We start from the raw sequence: 16,448 nt of genomic DNA on the forward strand, positions 1-16,448 counted from the left end.
AGCTAGATCACGTGCTCGGGGATACCCTCTAGCCTCGAGGCCCGCCTGGGCACCGGGTTCCCCGAAAGGTCCAGAAGGGTGCTCCCCTCCAGGAACCAGCTCTTGGGCGTGCGGTGGCCCCAGAGGGTCTGGCGCCTGGGGTCGTTGAGGCTCCAGCGCACCGGGGGCAGGTCGGGGTCCACGGTGAGGTAGTCCGAGGTGTAAAGCTCCACCCGGTGCCCATCGGGGTCGCGCAGGTAGAGGAACATGGCGTTGGAGATGCCGTGCCGCCCGGGGCCCCTTTCAATCTCCTCCGTGCGCCTCGCCCCCGCCAGGATGTCCGCCGCCCGGATGATGGCCATGGGGTCGGGAAGCCAGTAGGCGAAGTGGTGGAGCCTAGGGCCTTCCCCATTGGTGAAGGCCACGTCGTGCACGTTCCCCTTGCGGTGGAGCCAGCTCGCCCAAAGCCTCCCCTCCTCGTCCTCCGTGTACTCGGTGAGGCGGAAGCCCAGGGCCTCCTGGTAGTAGCGGGTGGCCTGGTCCACCTCCGGGGAGAAGAGGTTGATGTGGTCTAGGCGGAGGAGGCCGGGCCCCCGGTGGAGGTGGTACTCCTGGAGCATCCGGGGAAGCTTTTCCGCCTGGAAGTAGAAGGCCAAGGGGTAGCCGAAGGGGTCCTGCACCCGGAGGATCCGGGGGCGGGCCCAGTCCGCCTCCTCCCGGTGGGGAAGCCCTTCCCTCTCCGCCCAGGCCTTAAGGGCGGAAACGCCCTCCTCCGAGTCCACCTTGAAACCGAGGGCGGCCACAGCCGGAAAGGGGGCCTCCTTGAGCTTCAGGCTCCACTCCCTTTCCTCGTAGCCCCGAAGGTAGGCCGCCTTACCCTCCCGCCTCTCCAGGAGCATCCCCAAAAGCCCCCGGTAGAACTCCAGGCTCCTTTCCAGGTCCCGCACCCAAACTTCCAGGAAACCCACCCTTACGATGGCCATAAAAGCCTCCTGTAGCCGCGGGCGAAGTAGACGAGGGGCGGGCCCATCTCCCCAAGGTCCACCGCCTCCACCCGCCCCACCACGAGGCGGTGGTCCCCACCCGGGTAGAGGGCCTCGAGGCGGCACCTCAGGACCGCCAAGGCCCCTTCCACCCGGCCTTCCACCAGGCCCACCCCTTCCCTTGGCCTGCCGGCGAAGTGCTCCGAAACCCCCTCCTGTCCCTCCCGCAGGAAGCTCACCGTGAAGGCCCCCGCTTCCTCCAAAAGGGGCAAGAGCCTCGCCCCCTCGCTCACCGCCAGGGCCACCAAGGGGGGCCTGAGGCTTAGGGACATAAAGGCGGTGGCGGTCATGCCCCGCTCCTCCCCCGCCCGCGCCGCCACCACGGTGACGCCGCTGGCGAAGCGGCTTAGGGCCTCCTTGAAGGCCTCCTCCAGGGAGGTCACGCCTCCACCTCCTCCTGGGCGAAGACGCCGAGGGCGGCCCTGAGGTAGGCCCGGATCCGCTCCTTGTAGGGCTCCTTATCGTACACCTGGTAAAGGGTCTGGTACATGCGCACGGGGTCGCCGAAGAAGAAGCGCTCGTAAAGCTCCTGCCGGGCCCCGAACCCCGAGAGGGTCATGTCCCAGGCCAGGCGGAAGAGGGCCACCCGCTCCCGGGCGTCCAAGGTGGCCCCTTGGAGGTACTTGTCCAGGAGGGGCGCCAAGGGGCCCTTGAAGTCCTTCTCGGAGGGGAGGGTGATGAGGCCGCTCGCCCCGATCTGCTCTAGGATTTCCCGAAGCCTTGGGTAAAGCCTCGGGTAGAGGTTCCTAGCCCCATCCAGCGCCTTGCGGTCCGGCACCAGGAGGCCAAAGGCGTTTTCCTGGGCCTCCTCCTCCGCCCGGGTCCAGAAGGCCTTCATGGCCTCGAGGTAGACGATGATCTCGGCGATCTTTTCCTGCACGTGGCCGTAGGCGTCGGCCCCGATGCCCTCGGCCATGAGGGCCGCCACCCCTAAGAAGGCCTCCGTCTTGGCCGTTTTCAGGGCCACCACCTGGTGGGCCATGTGGTTCAACGCCCCGGTCTGGGCGTAGGCGTTGTTGCAGAGCTCCACGTTCCCCAGGATGAAGACCCGCTCCCAGGGCACCAGGACATCGTCAAAGATGACCAGGCAGTCCATCTCCTCGAGGCGGCTGCTGAGGGGGTGGTCAAAGGGGCTATCCCCCCCCACCAGGGCCTCCCGGCAGACGAAGTGGAGCCCGGGGGTGGAGGTGGGAAGGGCAAAGGCGATGGCGTACTTCTCGCTTCCCGGCCCCTCTTTGAGGAGGGTGGAGGGGAAGATTAAGACCTCGTCCGCCAAGGGGAAGGTGGCGGTCATCCGGGCCCCCCGCACCACGATCCCCTTCTCCGTCTGCCGCACCACCCCCACGGGGATGTAGGGGTCGGGCTGGGCGGAAGGGGGCTTGGCCCGGTTCACCTGGGGGTTGGTGAGGGCGTGGGTGGTGGCCAGGTCGTGGTCCCGGAGGTACCGGTAGTAGTTCCGGACGTTCTCGGCGAACTCCCCGAAGTACTCGGCGCTCGCCGCATAGGCCATGACCACGGCGTTCAGGTAATCGGGGCTTCGGCCCATCATGCCCAGGTTCTGGTCCGCCCAGAGCTTGTAGGCCTGGCCCCGCCGCTTTAGGTCCTCCTTGGTCTTGGGGATGAGGAAGCTCGTGCCGTGGCGCTTCCCCTCCGCCTCGTAGGTGAGGACCTCCCGGTAGCGGGGGTCGTGCTGCAGGTCATATAGGGCCGCCATGGCGCGCACGATGCCCCGGAAGACCGGGTGGGTGGTGGGGTCCTCCACCTTCTCCCCCTTGTACCAGAGGTTCGGGGGCCTCTCCCGTAGGGCCTCCATGTACTCCGCTCCCGTCCTCGCCATACCTTCACCTCCTCACTTGCCGAACCTGGGAATGTGGGGCGGCCTTAGGGGGAGGGCCACGCCCTTCAGGTCGGTGTAGAACTCCAGGGCGTAGAAGCCCCCTTCCCGCCGGTCGCCGCTTTCCTTCACCCCCCCGAAGGGGGTGGGCAGGTGGCGCACGTTGTGGCTATTCAGGTAGACCATCCCCGCCTCCAACTCCAGGGCCAGGCGGTGGGCCCGCTCCAGGTCCCGGGTAAAGACATAGGCGGCGAGGCCGTACCTGGTATCGTTGGCCTTCCTGAGGGCGTCCTCCTCGTCCTTGAAAGGGATGGCCAGGAGCACCGGCCCGAAGATCTCCTCCTGGGCGATTTTCATGTGGTTCTCCCCCACGAAGAGGGTGGGCTCCAGGTAGTTGCCCCGGGAGAGGTCCTCCCCCCGGAAGGAGCGGGTGGCCCGCTTCCCCCCCACGAGGAGCCTCGCCCCCTCCTCGAGGCCCGAGCGGATGTACCCCAGGACGCGTTCCAGGTGCTCGGGATGGATGAGGGGCCCCACCTCCGTCTCGGGGTCCAAGGGGTGGCCCACGCGGATGGCCCTGGCCCTTTCCGCCACCCGGGCCACGAAGTCCTCAAAGATGCCCTCCTCCACCAGGAGGCGGGAGCTTGCCGTGCACCTTTCCCCGTTGAAGGAGTAGATCTGGAAGACCACGGCGTCCAGGGCCCTTTCCAGGTCGGCGTCGGCGAAGACCAAGGCCGGGCTCTTCCCCCCGAGCTCCAGGGAAAGCCGCTTGAGGTGGCGGGCGGCGTTTTGCATCACCACCTTCCCCGTCTCCGTCTCCCCGGTGAGGGTGATGAGGGGCACCAGGGGATGGGCCACCAGGGCCGCCCCCGCCTCCTCCCCAAAGCCCTGGACCAGGTTGAAGACCCCAGGGGGTAGGTCCGCCTCCTGGAAGATCTCCGCCAACTTGCTGGCGGTGAAGGGGCTCCACTCCGCCGGCTTCAGGACCACGGTATCCCCGAAGGCCAAGGCGGGGGCGATGCGCCAGGTGGAGAGCATCAGGGGGGCGTTCCAGGGGGTGATGATGCCCACGGGGCCCACGGGGACCCGGAGGGCGTAGTAGAGCCAGTCCCGGTCCACGGGGTAGGTGCGGTCCTCCATGGCGTGCTCGGCGTACTCGGCGTAGAAGGCGAAGTTCTCGGCGGCGCGGGCCACCTGGGCCCGCACGATGCGCAGGACCTGCCCCGCATCCAGGCACTCCATCACGGCGAGCTCGTCGGCGTGCTTCTCTATGAGCTCCGCCACCTTGAGGAGGTAGCGCTTCCTCTCCTTGGCCTTGGTCCGGCTCCAGCGGGCGAAGGCCTCGTGGGCCGCCCGGGCGGCGCGGTCCACCTCCCTTGCCCCGCCCCTCGCCGCATGGCCCAGGACCTCGTTGCTGGCGGGGTCCAGGCTGGGGAAGGTCTCCCCGCTTTCCGAGGGGAGGAACGCCCCCCCGATGAAGTGGAGGGCGGGCTTCTCCTTAAGGCGTTGCCGCACCGCCTCAATGGTTTCCCAAGGGATTCCCGCCACGGCGTCGGCGTACCTCATGCTTCCTCCTCTATGGGGTTTTCCAGGGCCCCCAGGCCCTCAATCTCCAGGCGCATCACGTCCCCCGGGTGGACCTGGCTGATCCCCTTGGGGGTGCCGGTGAGGAGGACATCGTAGGGTTCCAGGGTCATGAACTCGGAGATGAAGGCCAAAAGCTCGGCCACGGGGTAGAGCATCCTCGAGGTGTGCCCCTCCTGCCGGAGTTCCCCGTTCACGTAGGCCCGGAGCCAGAGGTTCTGGGGGTCCTCCACCTCCCCCACCACCAGGAAGGGCCCGAGGGGCAAAAAGGTGTCCCGCCCCTTGGCCCGGATGGGGGGGCGGAAGGTGTTCGTCACGTAGTCCCGGGCCACCAGGTCGTTGGCGATGGTGTAGCCGAGGACGTAGCCCAGGGCGTCCTTGGCCTTCACCCGCTTCATGGGCCTCCCCACCACCACGGCGAGCTCCACCTCGTAGTGGACGAACCGCGCCCCCTTGGGGTAGAGCACCACCCCCTTGTGGGGGAGGAGGCTCGTGTTGGGCTTCCAGAAAAGGGCGGGCTCCTCGGGGCGGGCGAGGCCCAGCTCCTCGGCGTGGTCGGCGTAGTTCAGGGCCACCCCCAGAACCTTCCCCGGGGTGAAGGGGAGGAGCCAGGTGACCCCCTCGGGGTCGTGGGCCTCCCCCGCCTCGTCCAGGAGGAGGCCGTCCCGAAAGACCCCCTGGTGCACCCTCCCCTTGGCGAGGAAGCGGGCGAGCTTCATGCCGCCTCCACGGGGACGAGGCCGTAGCGCTCCGCCATCCGGCGAAGCCGCGCCTCTATCTCGGGGGTGGTGGGGCCCAAGGGGGGCCGCCACTCCTTCTCCAAAAGCCCCATCCAGGCCAGCACGGTCTTGAGGGGGATGGGGTTCGTGTCCCAGAAGATGGCCTCGTTGGCCTCGAGGAGATAGTAGTGCAGCTCCCGTGCCCCCTCGTAGTCCCCCGCCAGGGCCTTCTCGCAGAGGAGGGCCACCTCCTTGGGGAGCCAGTTGGCGGTGGCGGCGATGGTGCCCACCGCCCCCAGGCTCATCATGGGCAGGGTGAGGCTTTCCAGGCCGCAGAAGACGAGGAAGTCCCGCCCCGCCTCGGCGAAGAGCTGGGAGAGATACTCCAGGTCCTTGGAGGAGTGCTTGAGGCCCACGATGTTGGGGAAGTCCCGCCGGAGGCGGGCCACGGTCTTCGGGGCGATCTCCACCCCCGCCCGCCCGGGGATGTTGTAGATGAGGAGGGGGAAGTCGGGCACCGCCTTGGCCACCTCGGCGAAGTAGCGGTAAAGCCCCTCCTGGTTAGGCTTCACGTAGTAGGGGACGATGACCATGGCCCCTTGCGCCCCCGCTTCCTGGGCGAAGCGGGTGAGCTCCAGGGTCTCCTCCAGGCGCAGGGCCCCGGTTCCGGGGATGACGGGCACCCTCCCCGCCACCTGGTCCAGGACCACCTCTATGGCCCGTTTTCGCTCCTCGAGGGTCTGGGTGCCGGGCTCTCCCGTGGTCCCCCCCACGCTCACCCCGTGGGACCCTCCCTGCACCACCCGCTCCACCAGGCGGCGCAGGGCCTCCTCGTCCAGCTTGCCCCTGCGAAAGGGTGTGGGTAAGGGCGGTATGGAACCCTGGAACATGGGCTTCTCCTTTCGCCCCCCAGGATGCCCGGGGGAAGGGCGCTTGGGCAATCGTGCGGATAAACAACCTTTCCCAAATCTTTGTTTAGATATACACTCCTACCCTGCTTGCCCCGGATGGGGAGAGATGGTATTGGTGAACTACACAATGTCAGAAGCCCTATTTGGTCAAGACCCCATCTCCTTCACCGCCCTGGTGGAGGACCTGGGCCTCACCCTCCAGGTCCCCACCTCCCGGCCCGCCCTCTTCCTCCTCCCCGAACCCCGCCCGCTCCTTCCCCTGGAGGGGGCCCTCCTCCTCTTCCGCCCCGAGGGGAACCTCTTCCGTTACCGGGCGGCCACGGGCTTCCTCCTCCCCGAGCCCGACGCCGAGGTGGAGGCCTTTGCCCGGAGGGAGGGCTTAGGCCTCGCCCTCTACCCCCCTTGGCTCAAGCGGGAGGAGGTGGAAAAGGCCCTCGCCCTCCGCCTCTTTGCCCTGGGGCCGGGCCTGGCCTTGGCGAGCCTCGTGGACCTCCTCCTGAAGCTTCCGGACCGCCCCTTCCTGGGGGTCTTGCACCAGGCCACGGGCCTGCCCCTGGCCCGGGTGGCCCCCTGGGGGGAGGTCCTGGGCTTCGCCGGGCCCGTGCCCCCTAGGCATCCCGAGGCCCCAGGGGAGGGGCGGGGCTGGCTTGCCCTCGAGGCCGGGGAGGGGGTGCTCGTGGCCTACGGGGAGGAGGGGGCCCTGAGGCGGGCCAGGGGGCTTCTGGAGGTGGCGGCCCGGCTCCTCAAGGTGCGGGCCTTGGAGCGGAGCCTGGAGAGGATGCGGGAAGAGTCCTTGGGGGCGGCGCTTCTAGAGGGCCTCATCCTAGGGGAGGCGGAGGCGGAGAGGCTTTTCGCCTTCGGCTTCGCCGAGGGGGTGGAGTGGGTCCTGGCCCTGGCCGAGCCCCCCGAGGTCCCGGGCCGCCACCGCCTGGCGGAGGAAAGGCGGCGGGAGGCCACCCTGGAACTGAGGCGTCAGGCGGGGGCCTACCTGGACCGGCTTGGGGTCCCCTACCTCCTCGCCACCCGGGGGAACCGGGTGGCGGCCATGTGGCAGGTGCATAGCCCCAAGAAGGAGGCGGAAGGCCTCCTCAAGGCCCTCATCCCGGGAAGCCGCCTGGGCTACTCCGCCGTCCACGCCGACCGGGCGGTGCAGGAGGCCTACCGCGAGGCCCTCATCGCCCTCAAGGCGGCGCGGGCGGGGGAGGCCCTCTCCTTCACGGGCCTGGACCCCGTGGCCTTTGTCCTCCTGCAACAGTCCCCGGAGGACCTAAAGGCCCTGGTGGAGCGTTACCTTCCCCTTCCCCCCAAGCTCCTTAAGACCCTCGAGGCCTACATGGCCTCGGGCGGCGTGGAGGAGGCGGCGAACAGGCTCCACGTCCACCCCAACACCCTGCGCTACCGCCTAAGGCGCATTGAGGCGGTGGTGGGCCCCTTGGGCCAGCCGGAAACCCTGGCCCGGGTCCACCTGGCCCTCCGGGCCCGCGACCTCCTTTTGGGCTAAGATGCCCTTATGGGAAAGCTTAAGGTTTTGCTCCTCTTCCTGGCGTTGGGGGTAGGCTTGGCCCAAACCCTGGTGGAGGTGACGGCGGTGGCCGCCCTAAGCGCGGGCCTGGACCCCGCCGTGCGGCTCCCCGCAGGCTCCTACAAGGCCCGAAGCCCCGAACCCCTCCTCGCCCGCTTTCCCGAGGCCAAAGGGTATGCCCTCGAGGCCTTCGCCGCCAAGGGCGTCGCCGCCAGGCTCCACGCCGCCTTCGTCCAGCAGGTCCTCACCGCCTTCGCCGCCGCCGGGTACCTCCTGGAGAGCCAGGAGGAACGGGTGGTGGACGGGGAGGTGCGTACCAAGTACGTGCTCAAGGACAGCCTAGGCCGGCCGGCCCTCCTTTTGGTGGTGCGGAAGGGGGATGAACTGGTGTATGGGTTTGGGAAGCGTAAGTGAACATGTTCACGATGAAACCCGCTTGTGCTAAAACTCTCCCCTAATCGCCAAGCCCCACGCCCACATTCCCGCTACCCGGCCCACCCTCACCCAAAACCTCTCCCCCTCCAAGGCCAGCGAAGCCCCCCATCCCGCCCCATATCCCAAGGTGCCCGCAAGCCTCAGGCCCTCCAGGGGCCAGACCACCCCCAAGGCCCCGCCCCAGGGGTAGGTGCCCTCGAGGGTCACCATCCCCTCTCCCAGAGCCAGGCTCGCCCCCACGAGCGCCGAGGGACTCGTCCCCCGGAACCGGCCCTCCCCGTAGGCCACCACCTCGCCCAGCCGCACGCTCCCCGCCATGCCCCCGCCCTCCTTCTCCCACCAAACCCGCACCTCGGGCCACGCCGCCTCCACAAAACCTCCCCGCTCCCAGGCGTAGCCCAGGCGCAGGCGCAAGGGGCCGTACCAGGTGAGCGCCCCGCCCCATACCCCCTCCTCGCCCCCCGCAGGGCCCAGGGTGTTCCAGGTGTAGGGAAGAAGCCGCCCCTCCCCCAGCGTCAAGGGAAAACGCCCCAGCAGGAGCCCCCACTCCCCCTCCCCCACCGCCAAGTAAAGCCTTTCCAGGGAAACCCCACCCTCTCCCTCCCGCAGGTAGGGAGCGAGGGCGTAGGAAACCCGAGGGCCCTCCCCGACTTCCCCCGAAAGGCGCAGGAAAAGGGTGGGCGCAGGCCCCAGGCCATGCACCCCCACCTCCCACCCTTGGCCCAGGGCGGAAAGGAGCAAAAAGGGCCAAAGCCAACGCACCTAGCGCACCTCCTCCCCCACGATGCGCCCGTCCTCCAGGCGCACCACCCGGCGCACGTGCTCTAGCAGCCTGGGGTCGTGGGTGGAAAAGAGAAAGGTGACCCCCTGGACCTCGTTCAGGGCCTTCATCCGCTCAATGAGGGCGAGGCCCGTCCGGGAGTCCAGGTTGGCGGTGGGCTCGTCCGCCAAGACGATGACGGGCTCGGCCGCCAAGGCCCGCGCCACCGCCACCCGTTGCTGCTCCCCGCCGGAAAGCTGCCGGGGGAAGCGGTGGGCCTTGTCCTTTAGGCCGAGGGCCGCCAGGGCTTCCAAAGCCCTCTTCTCCCGCTCGCCCTTGGGGACTCCACGGAGCTCCAAGACAAAGGCGGCGTTCTCCAAGGCGGTGAGGACGGGCAGCAAGTTGTAGGCTTGAAAGACGAGGCCGATGCGTTCCAGGCGGAAACGGGCCCGGGCGGAGCGGCCCAAGCGGTCCAGGCGCACCCCGCCCACATAGACCTCCCCTTCCGTGGGCAGGTCCAGGCCCGCCAGGATGTGGAGGAGGGTGCTCTTGCCGCTCCCCGAGGGCCCCACCAAGGCGGTGAACTCCCCCTTTTCCACCGCCAGGCTCACCCCCCGCAGGGCCTCGGTTTCCACCCCATCCCCCCGGTACACCTTCCGCACTCCCTTGGCTTCCACGATGGCCATACCACCCTCCTACGGCACGTAGCGCATGGCGTCCACGGGCTCCAGCCTCGAGGCCAGCCACCCCGGCCACAAGGCGGCCAAAAGCGCCACCCCCACGGCGTAGCCCAGGGTGAGGAGGACCTCCTTCACCCCAAGCCGCCCGTAGAGGACCTCCGGCAGGCCGAACTCCCTATACTGCTCCAAGATCCAGGCGGGTAGCGGCAAGCGGAAGCCATCGGCAAGCTCCAGGTGGAGAAGTAGCCCCGCCGCCGTCCCCACCAGGGCCGCCACCCCCACGAGGAGGAAGCTTTCCCAAAAGACCAAGGCCATGAGCCGCCTCCCCGTGAGCCCCAGGGCTGCAAGGAGCCCAAACTCCCTTACCCGCTCCACCAGGGAAAGGTAGAGGGCGTTGAGGAGGATAAGCCCCCCTAGGGCGAAGAAAATCCCCACATAGACGCCCATCACCGTGTCGTAAAGGGGCAGGAGGGCGGCATAAAGGGGGTTGGCCTCGAGCCAGGTTTCCACCTGAAGCCCGGGAAGCCCGGACGCCAGGCACGCCTTCAGGTCTTCCAGGGGCTTCAGGTCGTAAAGGCCCACCCCCGGAAGCCGGATCTCCAGCCGGCTCACCCGCCCCGGGGCCAAAAGGGCTTGGGCGTCCTCCAAGAGGACCATGAGGGTGCGGGCCTCCAGGTGCGTTTCCGGCAGGTCCAGTAGCCCCACCACCCGGAAGGCGTACACCCCAAGCCCCAGGCCCCCGGGAGCGTAGGCCACCACCTCGCCCCCCACACCCACCTTCAAGGCCCGGGCCAAGGCCTCGCCCACAAGGGCCTCCCCCGAGGCCTCGGGAAGGCGGCCTTCCTTTAGGAGGTTTTTCTGCCTTGCAAAACCTTCCCGGGTAAGCCCCGTGAGGACCACCGCCCGGCTCCTTTCCCCGGCGAGGAGAAGCCCACCCCCTTCCAAAACCCCCTCCGCCTTGGCCCCTTCCGGCAGGGAAAGGGCGGGGGGCACGAAGGTGAGGCTTTCCAGGTCCTCCTTCGCCTGGTAGCCCTCTACCCGCACCACCAGGTGCCCCGTGCGGTCCAGGGTGGCCTGGAAGAAGGCGTCAAAGGCTCCCGCGTACACCGAGAGGAAGACCAAGGAGAGGAAGACCACGAGGGCCACCACCCCGCCCGTGACGAGGTTCCGCCCCGGGGTTCTTAGGAGGTTGCGCCAGGCGAGGCGCAGCACCTAGCACCCCCTTTCCAGGTAAAGCGGGTTAAAGCACCGCTCCGGCACCGGCCCCACCTTCACCTCCCCGATCTCCATCCGCGTGCGGTACCCCTCCTTGAGAAGGTCCCGCACCTCCATGGCCTTGGGCAAAAAGGCCCCATCCAGGCGCTGGTAACCCATGAGGACGAGCTCCCGAACCGCCTGGCCCCGTTGGTCGTAGTAGCGCACCCGCTCTATCAGGCCCTGGTTCAAGTGGACCTCCACCCGCCCGTAAGGGGTGGCCGCCTGCGGTTTAGGGGTGAGGACCAAGACCCCATCCGCTTCCGAGACCGCAAAGAGATCCTCCAGGTCCCGGCCCATGAGGTCTTGGTAGGTGAGGTCGGAACCCAGGAAGCGCTCCGTGCGGCCCGTGGAAGGCAGGCGCAGGGTCCGCCCCAAGCGGGGGTCAAAGAGGTAGAGGTCCTGCCCCAAGGAGAGGTAGGCCTGCCCCGCCTCGGCCTTGGGTTCTAAAACCCGGATGTGGGCCCGCTCCCCATCCGTGTACACCCGAAGCCGGTAGGTCTTGGTGCTCCCGGGGCGCTCCACCTGGACCAGGTAGACCCCCTGGTGGGCGGGACCCCGCAGGAGGTCCAAAGCCGCCTTGAGCTTGGCCAAAGGGCTTTGCGCCAGGGCCAAAACCAGGAAGACCGCCAGGGCTAGGACACGTTTCATCCTCACTCCCCCTTTAGGTAGCGCGGAAGGTCCAACCGCAACACCAGCCGCCCCGGGAAAAGCCAAGCGAGGAGGCCCGAAAAGGCCACCACCAAGAAGGCGTAAAGGGCGTACACCGGGCGCACGGCGGTGTACAGGTGCTCGGAAAGCCCGGACTCCGGCAAGAGCTCCACGCTAAGCCGCATGAGCGGTCCGAAGACATCGTGGGTGGCGGTGTAGGTGAGGAGGGCATAGCCCAAAAGGAGTCCCAGCGCCAGGCCCACCCCGCTGGCCAAGGCGGCCTCGAGGGCCACCCCCACGGCAAGGCGGACCGGTGTGAGGCCCAGGCTTTCGCTCACGGCGAACTCCCTAAGCCTTTCCCGCACGCTCACGTACGTGGTGCTCACCACGGCCACCGCGGCGAGGAGCATGAAAAGGCCCATAAGGGGAAAGTAGAAGAGGCGGCTTCCCTCGTAATCGGCCCGGATGGGCCCCATGAGGTCCCACACCCCTTTGGCCCTTAGACCCTGGGGCAACCGGGCGTTGAGCGCCTCGGCGGTGGCCTCGTCCCGCCCCCGGGGGGCCCACACCGCCAGGTGGGTGGCGAGGATGCCAAGCCCCGCCAGGCGCCGGGCGTCCTCCAGGTGCACGTACACCCCAGCGAAGTCCACGTTGGAAACCCCGGAACGCACGACCCCCACCACGCTTAGGCCCAAGGCCGCCTTTCCCGTTTCCAGCACAAGCCTTTCCCCAAGCCGCACGTCCAGCCGCTCCGCCAAGCGGTACCCCAGGACCACCTCTCCCGGGCCCGAAAGCCACCTTCCCTCCTTCACCTTGGCGGGAACCCGGGAAAGCCTCGTTTCCCCCGCCGGGTCCACCCCCAGCGCCACACCCCCTTCGGAACGGTAGGGGGAGCGCAGGAGGGCGTAGAGGGAAAGCCTGGGGGTGTAGGGGTGGGGCAGGGAGGGAAGCGCCACGAGGCCGTTTTCCGGATCAGGGTCCTCCCACCACGCCTCCTTGGCCACCACCACCGGGGCCTCCACATAGCCGGCGTAGGCGTCCACCAGGCTCTCCCCGTAGCCGTCCAGGAAACCGAAAAGAAAAAGGGTGGCCACGGTGACATAGACCACCACCAAGGAAAGGAGGGCGGTGCGCCGCCTTTGCCGCCACACGTTCCGCCAGGCCAGGCGCAAGAGGGTCATGCCTCCTCCTCAAAGCGGGCGAGGAGCTGGGGAAGCTCCCGCTCCAGAAAGGCGTAGAAAGCCCCCATCTCCCTTAGCCGCCCTCCCTGCTCCTGCCCCACCAAGCGTAGCCCCCGCTCCGCCTGCTCCCGGTAGCGCCCCAAGACCCGGATCTGTTCGCCCAGGAGGCGGCGCCAGGTCCCCGGACGGACGCTATAGCGGTGGGAGCGCTCCCCGGGGCGGCGCTGGCGCTCTACCAGGTGCAGGCGGGTGAGGAGGTGTAGGGCGGGGCTTAAGGCGCCCTTGCTCGCCCCCAGGGCCTCGGCCATCTCTCTGGCCGTCTGCTCCGGGGGTTCCGCCACCAGGAGCCAGGCCAGAACCCGGCCCGCCATGCGGGGCAGGCCCGCTTCCTCAAAGAGGAGGGCGGTTTCCTCCAGCCAACCCTTGAGCTCAGGGTCCACAGGTTTAAGCTATGGGGTTCTGAAGGTTCAGTCAAGTCTGAACTGAGGGGGTGGGTATAAGTGAGTCTATTCACGATATCACCCGCTCGTGATATCTCTCTCGCCTAGATGGCCCTCCCGGCTACCCCATCTCCGCCAGGTCCACCCGCTCCAACACCGGCAAGGAACGAAGCGCCTCCAGGACCTCCGCCGAGGGCTTCTGGTCCACGGAGAGCACGAAAAGCGCCCTCCCCCCGGGCACATCCCGCCCGAGCTGCATCCCGGCGATGTTCACTCCCGCCTCGCCCAAAAGCGTCCCCACCTGGCCCACCACGCCCGGGCGGTCGTAGTTCACGCAGACCAGCATGTACCCCTCGGGCACCACCTCCAGGGCGTAGTCGTCTATCCCCACGAGCCTCGGCTTCCCCCCCATCACCACCCCCCGGGCCCGGCGCTCCTCCTGGTCGGTGGTGAGGCGCACCTCCACCAGGCGGGCGTACTCCCCCGCCTCCTCCGAGCGGCGGGTCACGAGGCGGATCCCCCGGTCCTTGAGGAGGGGCCTGGCGGAAACCAGGTTCACCGCTTCGCCCCCGAGGACCCGGGAGAGGAAACCCTTGGCCACGGCGTTGGCGATGGGGTCGGGGTCCTTCTCAAACTGGCCGAGGAAGCTCACCTCCAAGGCCTCGGGGCGGCCTTTGGTGATCTGGGCGAGGAGCTTGCCCAAAGCCTCGCCCAGCGGCAAAAAGCCCCGCAGGGCGGCCAGGGCCTCCGGGTCAAAGCCCGTGTTCAGGGCGTAGGAGAGGTCCCCCTCGAGGGTGCGCACCACCCGTTCCAAAATGGCCTCCCCCACCCGCTCCTGGGCCTCCAGGGTGTTGGCCCCCAGGTGGGCGGTGAGGACCACCTTGGGGTGGGAAAGGAGGGGGTGGTCCTTGGGGGGCGGCTCCTCGCTATAGACGTCCAGACCGGCGGCGAAGAGGTGGCCTTCCTCCAGGACCTCCAACAGGGCCTTCTCGTCCACGATCCCGCCCCGGGCGGCGTTCACCACCACGGCCCCTCGGGGCAAAAGGTAAAGCTCCCGCCGCCCAATCATCCCCCGGGTTTCCTCGGTGAGGGGGGTGTGCACCGTGAGGAAGTGGCTTTGGCGGAGGAGGTCCTCCAGGTGCTCCAGTAGCTCCACCCCGAGGCTTTCCGCCCGGGTCCTGGGGATATAGGGGTCGTAGGCCAGGACGCGCATCTCAAACCCCTTGGCGAAGCGGGCCACCTGGCCTCCAATCCGGCCCAGGCCCACGATGCCCAGGGTTTTCCCCTTGAGCTCAATCCCCAAAAACTTCCGGTCCCACTCCCCCTGGCGGATCTTGCGGTCGGAAAGGGCGATGCCCCGGGCGGCGGCCAAAAGGAGGCCGAAGGCGAGCTCGGCGGCCGAGCGGGTGTTGGCCTCGGGCACGTTCACCACCAGGATGCCCAGGCGGCTTGCCGCCTCGAGGTCCACGTTGTCCACCCCCACCCCGCCCCGGCCCACCACCTTAAGCCGCTTGCCCCGCTTCAAGAGCTCGGCGTCCACCTGGGTACGGCTCCGGGTGATGAGGGCGTCGTAGGCGGGAATCACCTCCAAAAGCTCCTCCCGGGAGATCCCCGGCCGGTAGTCCAGGAGAACCCCGGGGTATTTCACGTCCCCAAGCCGCATGTCATCGGAAACCAGGACCCGCCACATATACCCTTGACCCTAGCAAAAACCCCGCCCAAGGACAACTTCCCCGCTACACTACACCGCTCCTGTGGTATCCTGGGCCGGACAACAAGGAGGCGTTGATGAAGGTAGCCTTGGTAACGGATTCCACCGCCGACCTGCCCAGGCCCCTACGGCAAAGCCTGGGCGTCCGGGTGGTGCCCCTTTACGTGCACCTGGGGGGACGGGTCTACCGCGACTGGGAGGAGATTACCCCCGAGGAGATCTTCCAGAAGGTGCGGGAGGGCACCGCCTTCCCCACCACCAGCCAGCCCTCCCCCGAGGACTTCATGAAGGCCTACCAGGAGGCCCTGGAGGGGGCGGACCACGTGCTTTCCATCCACATCTCCAGCCGGCTTTCCGGCACCGTGCAGTCGGCGGAGCTTGCCGCCAGCGAGTTCCCCGGCCGGGTGACGGTCTTTGACTCCCTGGCCGCCTCCTTGGGCATCGGCATGATGGTCTTGAGGGCCCACGAGCTCCTAGAGGAAGGCCAGCCGCTCCCCTCCGTTTTGGACGAGCTCAAGCGCATCCGCCAGGACCACTTCGTGCGCTTTAGCGTGGCCACCCTGGAGTTCTTGCGGCGGGGCGGGCGGATCGGCGGAGCGCAAGCCCTTTTGGGTACCCTCCTCGGCATCAAGCCCATCCTCACCCTGAAGGAGGGCCGGGTGGAGGCGGCGGGCCGGGCCCGGGGGGAAAGGAAGGCCAGGGAAGAAATCATCAAGGACTTCCGCACCTGGGGCCAAGGCCGAGGGCGCATCCGGGCCTTCTTCCTCTATAGCGCCGAGGAGGACGCCGTGCGGGAACTCAAGGAGATGGTCCTCGCCTCGGGCCTTCCCGTGGAAGAGGCCTTGGTGAGCGAACTGGGAGCGGTCATCGCCAGCCACACGGGGCCGGGAACCTATGGCTTTTACGCCTATAGCCTCTAGCGTCGCCTTCGTGGCCGACTCCACCGTGGGCCTTTCCCCGGAGGCGGCCAAGGCCCGGGGCATCCACCTGGTGCCCCAGCAGGTGGTGTGGAAGGAGCGCACCTTCCGGGACCTCCTGGAAATCACCCCGGAGGAGGTGGTCCGGCTTTTGGAAAGGGGCGAACACCTCACCACGAGCCAGGTGGCCCCCGAGGACCTGAGAAAGGCCTACGAGGCGCTCCTCAAGACCCACGAGCGGGTGGTTTCCGTCCACGTCTCCGGGAAACTCTCCGGCACCGTGGCCACCGCCTTGAGCGTGGCCCAGGATTTTGGCGGGCGGGTGAAGGTGGTGGATTCCTGGTCCCTAAACGGCGGCCTGCTTTTGGTGTTGGAGGAGGCGAGGCGGCTTCTCGCCACCGGGACCCCTTGGGAACGTTTGGAGGAGGCCTTGGCCCCCTACCGGGAGCGGGTTTTGGGCTTCGTCCTCCCCAGGACCCTCACCTACCTGCACCGCTCGGGGCGGATTTCCGGGATGAAGCACCTGGTGGGAAGCCTGCTTCGGATCCTGCCGGTCCTCGAGGTCCGGGGGGGAGAGGTGGTGCCAGGCCCCCGGGTCCGGGGCTTCGCCGAGGGGCTCAAGAAGGTGGCCGAGCTCTTCCGCCGCCAGTTCCCTAAAGGAGCGCTGGCCTACGTGGCCCACGTGGGGAACCCCGAAGGGGCGAGGGCCTTAGCGGAGGCGGTAAGGGCGGAAGGCGTAGAACTCCAAGGCACCCTCTTCGCCGGGGCGGCGGTGAGCGTTCACGCCGGCCCCGGCACCGTGGCCCTTTTCGCCGGGGAAAGGAGGTAAG

At 68.2% G+C, this 16,448-nt stretch carries 17 protein-coding genes; 4 read left to right on the forward strand and 13 right to left on the reverse strand.

What is annotated here, in order from left to right:
- Positions 1-2: 2 nt before the first annotated feature.
- From hpaD to hpaI, 6 genes are read right to left on the reverse strand one after another with little or no spacing between them, the layout of a single operon-like run.
- Positions 3-962, reverse strand: a complete 960-nt coding sequence (gene hpaD / locus A0O31_RS00575) for a 3,4-dihydroxyphenylacetate 2,3-dioxygenase (protein ID WP_071676230.1) — start codon at positions 960-962, stop codon at positions 3-5.
- On the reverse strand, positions 950-1,396 hold the full coding sequence (gene hpaC / locus A0O31_RS00580) for a 4-hydroxyphenylacetate 3-monooxygenase reductase subunit (protein ID WP_071677870.1): 447 nt from the start codon (positions 1,394-1,396) through the stop codon (positions 950-952). Before hpaC ends, hpaD begins: the two co-directional genes overlap by 13 nt.
- 5 nt (positions 1,397-1,401) lie before the next feature.
- Positions 1,402-2,859, reverse strand: a complete 1,458-nt coding sequence (gene hpaB, locus A0O31_RS00585; protein ID WP_071676231.1) for a 4-hydroxyphenylacetate 3-monooxygenase, oxygenase component — start codon at positions 2,857-2,859, stop codon at positions 1,402-1,404.
- A 12-nt stretch (positions 2,860-2,871) separates the two neighbouring features.
- Positions 2,872-4,419 carry a 5-carboxymethyl-2-hydroxymuconate semialdehyde dehydrogenase gene (gene hpaE, locus A0O31_RS00590; RefSeq protein WP_071676232.1) on the reverse strand — a complete coding sequence of 516 codons (1,548 nt, stop codon included), beginning with the start codon at positions 4,417-4,419 and terminating at the stop codon, positions 2,872-2,874.
- Complete coding sequence (locus tag A0O31_RS00595) at positions 4,416-5,156, reverse strand: fumarylacetoacetate hydrolase family protein (RefSeq protein WP_071676233.1); 741 nt, start codon at positions 5,154-5,156, stop codon at positions 4,416-4,418. Before A0O31_RS00595 ends, hpaE begins: the two co-directional genes overlap by 4 nt.
- Positions 5,153-6,046 (reverse strand): 2,4-dihydroxyhept-2-ene-1,7-dioic acid aldolase, encoded by an 894-nt coding sequence (hpaI, locus tag A0O31_RS00600; protein WP_071676234.1) that lies wholly within the window; start codon positions 6,044-6,046, stop codon positions 5,153-5,155. The genes A0O31_RS00595 and hpaI overlap by 4 nt, the downstream gene beginning before the upstream one ends.
- A gap of 148 nt (positions 6,047-6,194) precedes the next feature.
- On the opposite strand from hpaI, the gene A0O31_RS00605 reads away from it, so the two are divergent.
- The gene (locus A0O31_RS00605) at positions 6,195-7,568 is read left to right on the forward strand and encodes a PucR family transcriptional regulator (RefSeq protein WP_071676235.1); all 1,374 of its coding nucleotides are present in this window, start codon (positions 6,195-6,197) and stop codon (positions 7,566-7,568) included.
- A 9-nt stretch (positions 7,569-7,577) separates the two neighbouring features.
- Entirely contained in the window at positions 7,578-8,003 is a 426-nt protein-coding gene (locus A0O31_RS00610) for a hypothetical protein (protein WP_071676236.1), read from the forward strand.
- 27 nt (positions 8,004-8,030) lie between these two features.
- Here A0O31_RS00610 and A0O31_RS00615 read toward each other — a convergent pair whose 3' ends face one another.
- The 7 genes from A0O31_RS00615 to serA all read right to left on the reverse strand — a co-directional run bounded on the left by A0O31_RS00615 (position 8,031) and on the right by serA (position 14,680).
- Positions 8,031-8,786 (reverse strand): hypothetical protein, encoded by a 756-nt coding sequence (locus tag A0O31_RS00615; RefSeq protein WP_071676237.1) that lies wholly within the window; start codon positions 8,784-8,786, stop codon positions 8,031-8,033.
- Entirely contained in the window at positions 8,787-9,470 is a 684-nt protein-coding gene (locus A0O31_RS00620; protein WP_071676238.1) for an ABC transporter ATP-binding protein, read from the reverse strand. It abuts the gene before it with no gap.
- 9 nt (positions 9,471-9,479) lie between these two features.
- Positions 9,480-10,676: an ABC transporter permease gene (locus A0O31_RS00625; protein WP_071676239.1), complete on the reverse strand. Its 1,197-nt coding sequence runs from the start codon at positions 10,674-10,676 to the stop codon at positions 9,480-9,482.
- On the reverse strand, positions 10,677-11,369 hold the full coding sequence (locus tag A0O31_RS00630) for an outer membrane lipoprotein-sorting protein (RefSeq protein ID WP_071676240.1): 693 nt from the start codon (positions 11,367-11,369) through the stop codon (positions 10,677-10,679). It lies immediately after the preceding gene.
- 2 nt (positions 11,370-11,371) lie between these two features.
- Positions 11,372-12,550 carry an ABC transporter permease gene (locus tag A0O31_RS00635; protein ID WP_071676241.1) on the reverse strand — a complete coding sequence of 393 codons (1,179 nt, stop codon included), beginning with the start codon at positions 12,548-12,550 and terminating at the stop codon, positions 11,372-11,374.
- Complete coding sequence (locus tag A0O31_RS00640; RefSeq protein WP_071676242.1) at positions 12,547-12,990, reverse strand: GbsR/MarR family transcriptional regulator; 444 nt, start codon at positions 12,988-12,990, stop codon at positions 12,547-12,549. The genes A0O31_RS00635 and A0O31_RS00640 overlap by 4 nt, the downstream gene beginning before the upstream one ends.
- 121 nt (positions 12,991-13,111) lie before the next feature.
- On the reverse strand, positions 13,112-14,680 hold the full coding sequence (gene serA, locus A0O31_RS00645) for a phosphoglycerate dehydrogenase (protein WP_071676243.1): 1,569 nt from the start codon (positions 14,678-14,680) through the stop codon (positions 13,112-13,114).
- Between the two features lie 98 nt (positions 14,681-14,778).
- On the opposite strand from serA, the gene A0O31_RS00650 reads away from it, so the two are divergent.
- Both A0O31_RS00650 and A0O31_RS00655 read left to right on the forward strand, forming a co-directional pair.
- The gene (locus A0O31_RS00650; protein WP_071676244.1) at positions 14,779-15,621 is read left to right on the forward strand and encodes a DegV family protein; all 843 of its coding nucleotides are present in this window, start codon (positions 14,779-14,781) and stop codon (positions 15,619-15,621) included.
- Positions 15,596-16,447: a DegV family protein gene (locus A0O31_RS00655; protein ID WP_071676245.1), complete on the forward strand. Its 852-nt coding sequence runs from the start codon at positions 15,596-15,598 to the stop codon at positions 16,445-16,447. The genes A0O31_RS00650 and A0O31_RS00655 overlap by 26 nt, the downstream gene beginning before the upstream one ends.
- The last annotated feature ends 1 nt before the right edge of the window (position 16,448 follow it).

Source organism: Thermus brockianus, from assembly GCF_001880325.1.
In the GTDB taxonomy this organism is placed as follows: Bacteria; Deinococcota; Deinococci; order Deinococcales; family Thermaceae; genus Thermus; species Thermus brockianus.

Coding starts and splice junctions, on each gene's coding strand:
- hpaD (WP_071676230.1), bottom strand. CDS start 962: ATGGCCATCGTAAGGGTGGGTTTCCTGGAAGTTTGGGTGCGGGACCTG.
- hpaB (WP_071676231.1), bottom strand. CDS start 2,859: ATGGCGAGGACGGGAGCGGAGTACATGGAGGCCCTACGGGAGAGGCCC.
- A0O31_RS00605 (WP_071676235.1), top strand. CDS start 6,195: ATGTCAGAAGCCCTATTTGGTCAAGACCCCATCTCCTTCACCGCCCTG.
- A0O31_RS00595 (WP_071676233.1), bottom strand. CDS start 5,156: ATGAAGCTCGCCCGCTTCCTCGCCAAGGGGAGGGTGCACCAGGGGGTC.
- hpaE (WP_071676232.1), bottom strand. CDS start 4,419: ATGAGGTACGCCGACGCCGTGGCGGGAATCCCTTGGGAAACCATTGAG.
- A0O31_RS00635 (WP_071676241.1), bottom strand. CDS start 12,550: ATGACCCTCTTGCGCCTGGCCTGGCGGAACGTGTGGCGGCAAAGGCGG.
- A0O31_RS00655 (WP_071676245.1), top strand. CDS start 15,596: ATGGCTTTTACGCCTATAGCCTCTAGCGTCGCCTTCGTGGCCGACTCC.
- serA (WP_071676243.1), bottom strand. CDS start 14,680: ATGTGGCGGGTCCTGGTTTCCGATGACATGCGGCTTGGGGACGTGAAA.
- A0O31_RS00650 (WP_071676244.1), top strand. CDS start 14,779: ATGAAGGTAGCCTTGGTAACGGATTCCACCGCCGACCTGCCCAGGCCC.
- A0O31_RS00630 (WP_071676240.1), bottom strand. CDS start 11,369: ATGAAACGTGTCCTAGCCCTGGCGGTCTTCCTGGTTTTGGCCCTGGCG.
- A0O31_RS00610 (WP_071676236.1), top strand. CDS start 7,578: ATGGGAAAGCTTAAGGTTTTGCTCCTCTTCCTGGCGTTGGGGGTAGGC.
- hpaI (WP_071676234.1), bottom strand. CDS start 6,046: ATGTTCCAGGGTTCCATACCGCCCTTACCCACACCCTTTCGCAGGGGC.
- A0O31_RS00620 (WP_071676238.1), bottom strand. CDS start 9,470: ATGGCCATCGTGGAAGCCAAGGGAGTGCGGAAGGTGTACCGGGGGGAT.